Origin of the sequence: Escherichia sp. MOD1-EC7011 (genome assembly GCF_002965005.1) — a bacterium.
GTDB classification, from domain to species: Bacteria; Pseudomonadota; Gammaproteobacteria; order Enterobacterales; family Enterobacteriaceae; genus Escherichia; species Escherichia ruysiae.
Genome location: NZ_PTRD01000001.1, coordinates 155,189 through 167,193, shown reverse-complemented (window position 1 = coordinate 167,193; position 12,005 = coordinate 155,189). Strand labels below are relative to the sequence as shown.

Here is a 12,005-nt window from a genome sequence, read left to right as displayed (position 1 = left end):
ACTTTCAGAATTAAGCCCGGCGGCGCAGATAAGTTTGCTATTCGCCTCGCAAGAACGTGGGCTTACAGATTGACAATAAGGGTGGAGTAACATAAGTTCAGGAGTGAGGGTAGAGCGGGGTTTCCCCCGCCCTGGTAGTCTTAGTAAGCTGGCCAGCTAATGACTAAGAGCACCACGATGATGAGTATCTTCATCATGACCCTTTCCTTATTTAGACCCCTTCCTCGGGAGGGGCTTTCCCGTTTCAGCGTCCCGCTGAAATCGTCGGCTTACCTCCTTTCGCCATGTACGCAGTCTATCGCTGACTCGCGGATAACATAGTTTCATCTGTGATTATTGCGTAACGACTCGCAAAGAATATTTGCTGGCAGGATCGCAGACGGCAAAGCCTGCGGATTGACAATCTGACCGTGAAGGCATATTTTCAGGAGTGAGGGTAGAGCGGGTTTTCCCCCGCCCTGGTAGTCTTAGTAAGCCGGGAAGCTAATGACTAAGAGCACCACGATGATGAGTATCTTCATCATGACCCTGTCCTTATTTAAGGCCCCTTCCTCGGGAGGGGCTTTCCCGTTTCAGCGTCCCGCTGAAATCTTCGGCTTACCTCCTTTCGCCATGTACGTAGTCTATCGCTAACTTGCAGAGAAAATAGTTTCCTGCGTCATTACTGGATGCGCGCTCGCAAAGTGCACCACCATTCAGACTATTCGCGAAACTGTTTCATAATTCCTCCATTTTTCTCCCTTATTGGCTGGCTACACTAGTAACATTGCGCGAAACGTTTCAGGAAGAGAAACTCTTAACGATGAAAGACAGTTATAAATCCCGTTGGGTAATCGTAATCGTGGTGGTTATCGCCGCCATCGCCGCATTCTGGTTCTGGCAAGGCCGCAATGAATCCCAGAGCGCAGCCCCAGGTGCGACGAAACAAGCACAGCAGCCGCCAGCGGGTGGTCGCCGTGGTATGCGTTCCGGCCCTTTAGCACCAGTACAGGCGGCAACCGCCATTGAACAGGCCGTTCCACGTTATCTCACCGGGCTTGGCACTATTACCGCCGCTAATACTGTTACGGTGCGCAGCCGCGTGGACGGTCAACTGATGGCGTTGCATTTCCAGGAAGGCCAGCAGGTCAAAGCAGGCGATTTACTGGCAGAGATTGACCCCAGCCAGTTCAAAGTCGCATTAGCACAAGCCCAGGGGCAACTGGCAAAAGATAAAGCCACACTTGCCAACGCGCGCCGTGATTTGGCGCGTTATCAACAACTGGCAAAAACCAATCTCGTTTCCCGTCAGGAACTGGACGCCCAACAGGCGCTGGTCAGTGAAACCGAAGGCACCATTAAAGCCGATGAAGCGAGCGTCGCCAGCGCACAACTGCAACTCGACTGGAGCCGGATTACTGCGCCAGTCGATGGTCGCGTTGGCCTGAAGCAGGTTGATGTCGGTAACCAAATCTCCAGTGGTGATACCAGCGGGATTGTGGTGATCACCCAGACGCATCCTATCGATTTGCTCTTCACCCTGCCGGAAAGCGATATCACCACCGTTGTGCAGGCACAAAAAGCCGGAAAACCGCTGGTTGTTGAAGCCTGGGATCGCACCAACTCGAAGAAGTTAAGTGAAGGCACGCTGTTAAGTCTCGATAACCAAATCGATGCCACTACTGGCACCATTAAAGTGAAAGCGCGCTTCAATAATCAGGATGATGCGCTGTTTCCCAATCAGTTTGTTAACGCACGCATGTTAGTGGACACCGAACAAAACGCCGTGGTGATCCCCACCGCCGCCCTGCAAATGGGCAACGAAGGCCATTTTGTCTGGGTGCTGAATAGCGAAAACAAAGTCAGCAAACATCTGGTGACGCCGGGCATTCAGGACAGTCAGAAAGTGGTGATCCGCGCGGGTATTTCCGCAGGCGATCGCGTAGTAACAGACGGCATTGATCGCCTGACTGAAGGAGCGAAAGTGGAAGTGGTGGAAGCCCAGAGCTCCACCTCGCCGGAAGAGAAAGCCACCAGCCGTGAATACGCGAAAAAAGGAGTGCGCTCCTGATGCAGGTGTTACCTCCGAGCAGCACAGGCGGCCCGTCGCGCCTGTTTATAATGCGTCCTGTCGCCACCACGCTGCTGATGGTGGCGATCTTACTCGCCGGGATTATCGGCTATCGCGCCCTGCCCGTTTCGGCGCTGCCAGAAGTGGACTACCCGACTATTCAGGTGGTTACGCTCTACCCCGGCGCCAGCCCGGATGTCATGACCTCTGCCGTTACCGCGCCGCTCGAACGCCAGTTTGGGCAGATGTCTGGCCTGAAACAGATGTCATCGCAGAGTTCCGGCGGCGCGTCAGTTATCACCTTGCAGTTCCAGCTAACATTACCGCTGGATGTCGCCGAGCAGGAAGTGCAGGCCGCGATTAACGCCGCCACTAACCTGTTGCCGGGCGATCTGCCTAACCCGCCGGTTTACAGCAAAGTGAACCCGGCAGATCCGCCAATCATGACACTCGCTGTCACCTCAACCGCCATGCCGATGACGCAGGTGGAAGATATGGTGGAAACCCGCGTCGCGCAGAAAATCTCGCAGATTTCCGGCGTCGGGCTGGTGACGCTTTCCGGCGGTCAGCGTCCGGCTGTTCGCGTCAAACTTAACGCCCAGGCGATTGCCGCTCTTGGACTAACCAGCGAAACCGTGCGCACCGCCATTACTGGCGCTAACGTTAACTCAGCCAAAGGTAGCCTCGACGGCCCTTCCCGCGCGGTCACGCTGTCGGCGAACGACCAGATGCAATCCGCAGAAGAGTATCGCCAGCTAATCATCGCCTACCAGAACGGCGCGCCGATTCGTCTGGGCGATGTCGCAACTGTAGAGCAAGGTGCAGAAAACAGCTGGCTCGGCGCGTGGGCGAACAAAGAACAGGCCATTGTGATGAATGTTCAGCGCCAGCCCGGTGCTAACATTATCTCCACCGCCGACAGCATCCGGCAGATGCTGCCACAGCTCACCGAAAGTTTGCCGAAATCGGTAAAAGTAACGGTGCTTTCCGATCGCACCACCAACATCCGCGCATCGGTCGACGATACCCAGTTTGAATTGATGATGGCTATCGCGCTGGTAGTCATGATTATCTACCTGTTTTTGCGCAATATTCCGGCGACCATCATTCCCGGTGTTGCTGTACCGCTGTCGTTAATCGGCACTTTCGCGGTTATGGTGTTTCTCGATTTTTCGATCAATAACCTGACGCTGATGGCGTTGACCATCGCCACCGGATTCGTGGTCGATGACGCCATCGTGGTGATCGAGAACATTTCACGCTATATCGAAAAAGGCGAAAAACCGCTGGCGGCGGCGCTCAAAGGCGCGGGTGAAATCGGCTTTACCATTATCTCGCTGACCTTCTCGCTGATTGCGGTGTTGATCCCACTGCTGTTTATGGGCGATATCGTCGGGCGACTGTTCCGCGAGTTTGCCATTACCCTGGCGGTAGCGATTTTGATCTCAGCGGTGGTGTCGCTGACCCTGACACCGATGATGTGCGCGCGGATGCTCAGCCAGGAGTCGCTGCGTAAACAGAACCGATTCTCCCGTGCCTCGGAGAAAATATTCGACAGGATAATCGCCGCCTATGGTCGTGGACTGGCGAAGGTGCTGAATCATCCGTGGCTGACTTTAAGCGTGGCGCTCAGCACCCTGCTGCTTAGTGTGCTGCTGTGGGTGTTCATTCCGAAAGGCTTCTTCCCGGTGCAGGACAACGGCATTATTCAGGGCACTTTGCAGGCACCGCAATCCAGCTCCTTTGCCAATATGGCCCAGCGGCAACGCCAGGTCGCGGACGTGATTTTGCAGGATCCGGCAGTGCAAAGTTTGACCTCATTTGTTGGCGTTGATGGCACTAACCCGTCGCTGAACAGTGCGCGTTTGCAGATCAACCTCAAACCGTTGGAGGAACGTGATGATCGGGTGCAAAAAGTCATCGCCCGTCTGCAAACGGCGGTGGATAAAGTGCCTGGCGTCGATCTCTTCCTGCAACCGACGCAGGATCTGACCATCGATACCCAGGTCAGCCGCACCCAGTACCAGTTTACCTTGCAGGCCACGTCACTGGATGCGCTCAGCACCTGGGTGCCGCAGCTCATGGAAAAACTCCAGCAACTGCCACAGCTTTCTGATGTCTCCAGCGACTGGCAGGATAAAGGGCTGGTGGCGTATGTCAATGTTGATCGCGACAGCGCCAGCCGTCTGGGGATCAGCATGGCGGATGTCGATAACGCCCTGTACAACGCGTTTGGTCAGCGGCTGATTTCCACTATTTATACTCAGGCTAACCAGTATCGCGTGGTGCTGGAACATAACACCGAAAATACCCCAGGCCTCGCGGCGCTGGATACCATTCGCCTGACCAGCAGCGACGGTGGCGTGGTGCCGTTAAGCTCAATTGCCAAAATTGAGCAGCGTTTTGCGCCGCTCTCCATCAACCATCTGGATCAGTTCCCGGTAACGACCATCTCCTTTAACGTGCCGGATAACTATTCGCTGGGCGATGCGGTGCAGGCGATTATGGACACCGAAAAGACGCTGAATCTACCGGTGGATATCACCACGCAGTTCCAGGGCAGCACCCTCGCCTTCCAGTCGGCGCTTGGCAGCACTGTCTGGCTGATTGTCGCGGCGGTGGTGGCGATGTATATCGTGCTCGGCATTCTGTACGAGAGCTTTATTCACCCGATCACCATTCTCTCGACGCTACCCACCGCAGGGGTCGGCGCGCTGCTGGCATTAATGATTGCCGGTAGCGAACTGGATGTGATTGCGATTATCGGCATTATTTTGCTGATCGGTATCGTGAAGAAGAACGCCATCATGATGATCGACTTCGCGCTGGCTGCTGAGCGTGAGCAAGGCATGTCGCCGCGCGATGCAATCTACCAGGCTTGTCTGTTGCGTTTTCGTCCGATCCTGATGACCACTCTGGCGGCACTGCTTGGCGCGCTGCCGCTGATGTTAAGTACCGGAGTCGGCGCGGAACTGCGCCGTCCGTTAGGCATCGGCATGGTCGGTGGTCTGGTTGTCAGCCAGGTGCTGACACTGTTTACCACGCCGGTGATTTATCTGCTGTTCGACCGTCTGGCATTGTGGGCAAAAAGCCGCTTTGCCCGTCATGAAGAGGAGGCGTAAGTGAAGTTTTTTACCCTCTTCATTTACCGCCCGGTGGCGACGATTTTACTGTCGGTTGCCATTACCCTGTGCGGCATACTGGGCTTCCGTATGCTGCCGGTCGCCCCGCTGCCGCAGGTCGATTTTCCGGTGATTATGGTCAGCGCCTCGCTGCCCGGTGCGTCGCCAGAGACAATGGCGTCTTCCGTTGCCACGCCACTGGAACGCTCGCTTGGGCGTATTGCCGGGGTCAGTGAAATGACCTCCAGCAGTTCGCTCGGCAGCACGCGCATTATTTTGCAGTTTGATTTTGACCGGGATATCAACGGCGCGGCGCGCGATGTGCAGGCGGCGATCAACGCCGCACAAAGTTTGCTGCCCAGCGGGATGCCCAGCCGCCCGACCTATCGCAAAGCAAACCCGTCGGATGCGCCAATTATGATCCTGACGCTGACGTCCGATACTTATTCCCAGGGTGAACTGTACGATTTCGCCTCGACGCAGCTAGCTCCGACGATTGCGCAAATCGACGGCGTCGGTGATGTCGATGTCGGCGGCAGCTCGCTGCCCGCCGTGCGCGTCGGGCTGAATCCGCAGGCGCTGTTTAATCAGGGCGTATCGCTGGACGATGTGCGCACCGCCATCAGCAATGCCAACGTGCGTAAACCGCAGGGGGCGCTGGAAGATGGTACTCACCGCTGGCAGATCCAGACTAACGATGAACTGAAAACCGCCGCTGAATATCAGCCGCTGATTATTCATTACAACAACGGCGGCGCGGTTCGTCTGGGCGATGTGGCGACGGTGACCGACTCTGTACAAGATGTGCGCAACGCCGGGATGACCAACGCCAAACCGGCTATTTTGCTGATGATCCGCAAGCTGCCGGAAGCCAATATTATCCAGACGGTTGACAGCATCCGGGCAAAATTACCGGAGTTGCAGGAGACCATTCCGGCGGCGATTGATCTGCAAATTGCCCAGGATCGCTCCCCTACCATTCGCGCCTCGCTGGAAGAAGTCGAGCAAACGCTGATTATCTCGGTGGCACTGGTGATTCTGGTGGTCTTTTTGTTCCTGCGCTCAGGTCGCGCCACCATTATTCCCGCCGTTGCGGTGCCCGTTTCGCTGATTGGTACGTTTGCGGCGATGTATCTGTGCGGATTCAGTCTCAATAACCTGTCGCTGATGGCGCTCACCATCGCCACAGGCTTTGTCGTGGATGACGCCATCGTGGTGCTGGAAAACATTGCCCGTCATCTGGAAGCGGGGATGAAACCGCTACAGGCCGCGCTGCAAGGTACTCGCGAAGTCGGCTTTACGGTGCTGTCGATGAGTCTGTCGCTGGTGGCGGTGTTCCTGCCGCTGCTGTTGATGGGCGGATTGCCGGGCCGACTGTTACGCGAGTTTGCCGTGACGCTTTCTGTCGCCATTGGTATTTCGTTGCTGGTTTCTCTGACATTAACGCCGATGATGTGCGGCTGGATGCTAAAAGCCAGCAAGCCGCGTGAGCAAAAGCGACTGCGTGGTTTTGGTCGCATGTTGGTAGCCCTGCAACAAGGCTACGGTAAGTCGCTGAAATGGGTACTCAATCACACCCGTCTGGTGGGCGTGGTGCTGCTTGGCACCATTGCGCTCAATATCTGGCTGTATATCTCGATCCCGAAAACCTTCTTCCCGGAGCAGGACACCGGCGTGTTGATGGGCGGGATACAGGCGGATCAGAGTATTTCGTTTCAGGCAATGCGCGGCAAATTGCAGGATTTCATGAAAATTATCCGTGACGATCCGGCAGTGGATAATGTCACCGGATTTACCGGCGGTTCGCGAGTGAACAGCGGGATGATGTTTATCACCCTCAAGCCACGCGACGAACGCAGCGAAACGGCGCAGCAAATTATCGACCGTCTGCGCGTAAAACTGGCGAAAGAACCGGGGGCGAATCTGTTCCTGATGGCAGTGCAGGATATTCGCGTTGGTGGGCGTCAGTCGAACGCCAGCTACCAGTACACGTTGTTATCCGACGACCTGGCGGCGCTGCGCGAATGGGAGCCGAAAATCCGCAAAAAACTGGCAACGTTGCCGGAACTGGCGGACGTTAACTCCGACCAGCAGGATAACGGCGCGGAGATGAACCTGGTTTACGATCGCGACACGATGGCGCGACTGGGGATCGATGTGCAGGCCGCCAACAGCCTGCTGAATAACGCCTTTGGTCAGCGGCAAATCTCGACCATTTACCAGCCAATGAACCAGTATAAAGTGGTGATGGAAGTGGCTCCGCGCTATACCCAGGACATCAGCGCGCTGGAAAAAATGTTCGTCATTAATAACGAAGGCAAAGCGATCCCGTTGTCGTATTTCGCCAAATGGCAACCGGCAAACGCGCCGCTGTCGGTGAATCATCAGGGATTATCGGCGGCCTCGACCATCTCGTTCAACCTGCCGACCGGGAAATCGCTTTCGGACGCCAGTGCGGCAATCGATCGTGCGATGACTCAGCTTGGCGTGCCTTCGACGGTGCGCGGCAGTTTTGCCGGAACGGCGCAGGTGTTCCAGGAGACGATGAACTCGCAGGTGATCCTGATTATCGCGGCGATCGCCACGGTGTATATCGTGCTGGGTATCCTTTACGAGAGTTACGTACATCCGTTGACGATTCTCTCCACCCTACCCTCGGCGGGCGTTGGGGCGCTGCTGGCGCTGGAGCTGTTCAATGCCCCGTTCAGCCTAATCGCCCTGATAGGGATCATGTTATTAATCGGCATTGTGAAGAAAAACGCCATCATGATGGTCGATTTTGCGCTCGAAGCTCAAAGGAATGGAAATCTGACGCCGCAGGAAGCCATTTTCCAGGCCTGTCTGCTGCGTTTTCGTCCGATTATGATGACTACCCTGGCGGCGCTGTTTGGTGCGCTGCCGCTGGTGTTATCTGGCGGCGACGGCTCGGAACTGCGTCAACCATTAGGGATCACTATTGTCGGCGGTCTGGTAATGAGTCAGCTCCTGACGCTATATACCACGCCGGTGGTGTATCTTTTTTTCGACCGTCTGCGGCTGCGTTTTTCGCGAAAATCTAAAGAAACGGTAACCGAGTAAATGACAGATCTTCCTGACAGCACCCGCTGGCAATTGTGGATTGTGGCTTTCGGCTTCTTTATGCAGTCGCTGGACACCACCATCGTCAACACCGCCCTTCCCTCAATGGCGCAAAGCCTGGGGGAAAGCCCGCTGCATATGCACATGGTCATTGTCTCTTATGTGCTGACCGTGGCGGTGATGCTGCCTGCCAGCGGCTGGCTGGCGGACAAAGTCGGCGTGCGCAATATTTTCTTTACCGCTATCGTGCTGTTTACCCTCGGTTCGCTGTTTTGCGCGCTTTCCGGCACCCTTAATGAACTGTTGCTGGCACGTGCGTTACAGGGCGTAGGCGGTGCGATGATGGTGCCGGTCGGCAGGCTAACGGTGATGAAAATTGTTCCGCGCGAGCAATATATGGCGGCGATGACCTTTGTCACGCTGCCCGGTCAGGTCGGCCCGCTGCTCGGTCCGGCGCTTGGCGGTCTGCTGGTGGAGTACGCGTCGTGGCACTGGATCTTTTTGATCAACATTCCGGTGGGGATTATCGGTGCGATCGCCACGCTAATGTTAATGCCAAACTACACCATGCAGACGCGGCGCTTCGATCTCTCCGGCTTTCTGTTGCTGGCGGTTGGCATGGCAGTGTTAACGCTGGCGCTGGATGGCAGTAAAGGCACAGGACTTTCGCCGCTGGCGATTGTCGGCCTGGTGGCGGTTGGCGTAGTGGCACTGGTGCTTTATCTGCTGCACGCCAGAAATAACAACCGCGCCCTTTTCAGTCTGAAACTGTTCCGCACCCGCACCTTTTCGCTGGGTCTGGCGGGAAGTTTTGCCGGACGTATTGGCAGCGGTATGTTGCCCTTTATGACGCCGGTTTTCCTGCAAATCGGCCTCGGTTTTTCGCCGTTCCATGCCGGACTGATGATGATCCCCATGGTGCTCGGCAGCATGGGAATGAAACGTATTGTGGTGCAGGTGGTTAACCGCTTTGGTTATCGTCGGGTGCTGGTGGCAACCACGCTGGGTCTGTCGCTGGTCACATTGCTGTTTATGGCCACCGCGATGCTTGGCTGGTACTACGTTTTGCCATTCGTTCTGTTTTTACAAGGAATGGTCAACTCAACGCGTTTCTCCTCCATGAACACCCTGACGCTGAAAGATCTACCAGACAATCTGGCGAGCAGCGGCAACAGCCTGCTGTCGATGATTATGCAATTGTCGATGAGTATCGGTGTGACCATCGCCGGGCTGCTGCTGGGTCTTTTTGGCTCCCAACATGTCAGCGTTGACAGTGGCACCACACAAACCGTCTTTATGTACACCTGGCTTAGCATGGCGTTTCTCATCGCCCTTCCGGCGTTCATCTTTGCCAGAGTTCCGAACGATACGCATCAAAACGTGGCTATTTCGCGGAGAAAAAGGAGCGCGCAATGAAGTTCTGGCGACCCGGCATTACCGGCAAACTGTTTCTGGCGATCTTCGCCACCTGCATTGTGTTATTGATAACGATGCACTGGGCGGTACGGATCAGTTTTGAGCGCGGCTTTATCGATTACATTAAGCATGGTAATGAACAGCGGCTGCAAATGCTCGGAGATGCACTTGGCGAGCAGTACGCCCAGCACGGTAACTGGCGCTTTCTGCGTAATAACGATCGTTTTGTATTTCAGATACTGCGCTCATTTGAACATGATAATAATGAAGACAAACCGGGTCCCGGTATGCCGCCACACGGCTGGCGTACTCAGTTCTGGGTGGTCGATCAAAACAACAAAGTGCTGGTTGGCCCACGCTCTCCCATTCCACCGGACGGTACAAGGCGCCCTATTCTGGTCAATGGTGTTGAAGTTGGCGCGGTGATCGCCTCACCCGTTGAACGGTTAACCCGCAATACCGATATCAATTTCGATAAACAACAGCGGCAAACCAGTTGGCTGATTGTCGCTTTATCTACCTTACTGGCGGCGCTGGCGACATTCCCACTGGCGCGCGGTTTGCTCGCTCCAGTGAAACGGCTGGTGGATGGCACGCACAAACTGGCGGCGGGCGATTTCACAACCCGCGTGACGCCCACCAGTGAAGATGAACTGGGCAAACTGGCACAAGACTTCAACCAGCTCGCCAGCACGCTGGAGAAAAACCAACAGATGCGCCGCGATTTTATGGCTGATATCTCTCACGAACTGCGCACGCCTTTAGCAGTACTGCGCGGAGAACTGGAAGCTATTCAGGATGGCGTGCGTAAGTTCACACCGGAGACAGTGGCTTCTTTACAGGCGGAGGTCGGTACACTGACCAAACTGGTGGATGACCTGCATCAACTGTCGATGTCAGATGAAGGTGCTCTCGCCTATCAAAAAGCGCCTGTGGATCTGATCCCGCTGCTGGAAGTGGCAGGCGGCGCTTTTCGTGAACGTTTCGCCAGCCGTGGCCTGAAGCTGCAATTTTCCCTACCGGATAGCATTACCGTATTTGGCGATCGCGACCGTTTAATGCAGTTATTCAATAACTTACTGGAAAACAGTCTACGTTACACCGACAGCGGCGGCAGCCTGCAAATCTCCGCCGAGCAGCGCGACAAAACGGTGCGCCTGACCTTTGCCGACAGTGCGCCGGGCGTCAGCGACGAACAACTGCAAAAATTGTTTGAGCGTTTTTACCGCACCGAAGGTTCCCGCAACCGTGCCAGCGGCGGTTCCGGCCTGGGACTGGCGATTTGCCTTAACATTGTTGAAGCGCACAGTGGTCGCATTGTTGCCACTCATTCGCCTTTTGGCGGGGTAAGCATTACAGTAGAGTTACCGCTGGAACGGGATTTACAGAGAGAAGTATGACCGAGTTACCAATCGACGAAAACACACCGCGTATTTTGATCGTGGAAGATGAACCGAAGCTGGGGCAGTTGCTCATTGATTATCTGCGTGCTGCGAGCTATGCGCCGACCCTTATCAGTCACGGTGATCAGGTACTGCCGTATGTGCGGCAGACCCCACCGGATCTGATCCTGTTGGATCTGATGCTACCAGGCACTGATGGTCTGACACTTTGCCGGGAAATTCGTCGTTTTTCCGATGTCCCCATCGTGATGGTTACGGCAAAAATCGAAGAAATCGACCGTTTGCTGGGGCTGGAGATTGGCGCCGATGACTACATCTGCAAACCGTACAGCCCACGGGAAGTGGTGGCGCGTGTTAAGACCATTTTGCGCCGCTGCAAACCGCAGCGCGAGTTGCAGCAACAGGATGCCGAAAGCCCGTTGATTATCGACGAAGGTCGTTTTCAGGCTTCATGGCGTGGCAAAATGCTTGATCTGACGCCTGCAGAATTTCGTCTTTTGAAAACCCTCTCCCATGAACCGGGAAAAGTATTCTCCCGCGAGCAATTACTCAATCATCTTTATGACGATTACCGCGTGGTAACCGACCGCACCATCGACAGCCACATTAAAAACCTGCGCCGTAAACTGGAGTCGCTGGACGAAGAGCAGTCATTTATCCGTGCCGTTTACGGTGTCGGTTACCGCTGGGAAGCTGACGCCTGTCGTATCGTTTAATGTATCGTTGCCCTGGCGAGGGCAAAATTTCCTGTTTATTAACCCGTCATGCCTCTCTGAAAGGAGAGGGATAACACCGTATCCGCATTCAGATTCCTGCATATTTATCAGTAATCTCCCCCACCCTTTAGAGGGTATTCCCCTGATTGGCAGTCAACTGAATATCACCCATACTTAAATCGTTACATACTGTTTTCGATACGCAATTTCAATCAAGGAG

The 12,005-nt window shown here is 55.2% G+C and carries 8 protein-coding genes; 6 read left to right on the top strand and 2 right to left on the bottom strand.

The genetic code is table 11. The annotated features are described in order from the left end of the window. Positions 1-140 precede the first annotated feature (140 nt). Positions 141-197 carry a type I toxin-antitoxin system Ibs family toxin gene (locus A7098_RS00890; RefSeq protein ID WP_100692412.1) on the bottom strand — a complete coding sequence of 19 codons (57 nt, stop codon included), beginning with the start codon at positions 195-197 and terminating at the stop codon, positions 141-143. A 270-nt stretch (positions 198-467) separates the two neighbouring features. After that, positions 468-524: a type I toxin-antitoxin system Ibs family toxin gene (locus tag A7098_RS00885; protein ID WP_100792650.1), complete on the bottom strand. Its 57-nt coding sequence runs from the start codon at positions 522-524 to the stop codon at positions 468-470. 278 nt (positions 525-802) lie between these two features. On the opposite strand from A7098_RS00885, the gene mdtA reads away from it, so the two are divergent. The 6 genes from mdtA to baeR are packed head-to-tail and all read left to right on the top strand — an operon-like array spanning position 803 to position 11,785. Then, complete coding sequence (gene mdtA, locus A7098_RS00880; RefSeq protein WP_105280177.1) at positions 803-2,050, top strand: multidrug efflux RND transporter subunit MdtA; 1,248 nt, start codon at positions 803-805, stop codon at positions 2,048-2,050. Further along, entirely contained in the window at positions 2,050-5,172 is a 3,123-nt protein-coding gene (gene mdtB / locus A7098_RS00875; RefSeq protein WP_105280176.1) for a multidrug efflux RND transporter permease subunit MdtB, read from the top strand. Before mdtA ends, mdtB begins: the two co-directional genes overlap by 1 nt. Further along, positions 5,173-8,250 (top strand): multidrug efflux RND transporter permease subunit MdtC, encoded by a 3,078-nt coding sequence (gene mdtC, locus A7098_RS00870; protein WP_105280175.1) that lies wholly within the window; start codon positions 5,173-5,175, stop codon positions 8,248-8,250. It abuts the gene before it with no gap. Further along, the gene (locus tag A7098_RS00865; RefSeq protein ID WP_105280174.1) at positions 8,251-9,666 is read left to right on the top strand and encodes an MFS transporter; all 1,416 of its coding nucleotides are present in this window, start codon (positions 8,251-8,253) and stop codon (positions 9,664-9,666) included. It begins immediately after the preceding gene. Next, entirely contained in the window at positions 9,663-11,066 is a 1,404-nt protein-coding gene (gene baeS / locus A7098_RS00860; RefSeq protein WP_000675167.1) for a two-component system sensor histidine kinase BaeS, read from the top strand. The genes A7098_RS00865 and baeS overlap by 4 nt, the downstream gene beginning before the upstream one ends. After that, on the top strand, positions 11,063-11,785 hold the full coding sequence (gene baeR, locus A7098_RS00855) for a two-component system response regulator BaeR (protein ID WP_000137883.1): 723 nt from the start codon (positions 11,063-11,065) through the stop codon (positions 11,783-11,785). The genes baeS and baeR overlap by 4 nt, the downstream gene beginning before the upstream one ends. The last annotated feature ends 220 nt before the right edge of the window (positions 11,786-12,005 follow it).

What these genes read in the sequence shown, in the direction of transcription:
- mdtA (WP_105280177.1), top strand. Translation starts at nt 803, where the DNA reads ATGAAAGACAGTTATAAATCCCGTTGGGTAATCGTAATCGTGGTGGTT.
- baeR (WP_000137883.1), top strand. Translation starts at nt 11,063, where the DNA reads ATGACCGAGTTACCAATCGACGAAAACACACCGCGTATTTTGATCGTG.
- baeS (WP_000675167.1), top strand. Translation starts at nt 9,663, where the DNA reads ATGAAGTTCTGGCGACCCGGCATTACCGGCAAACTGTTTCTGGCGATC.
- mdtB (WP_105280176.1), top strand. Translation starts at nt 2,050, where the DNA reads ATGCAGGTGTTACCTCCGAGCAGCACAGGCGGCCCGTCGCGCCTGTTT.
- A7098_RS00865 (WP_105280174.1), top strand. Translation starts at nt 8,251, where the DNA reads ATGACAGATCTTCCTGACAGCACCCGCTGGCAATTGTGGATTGTGGCT.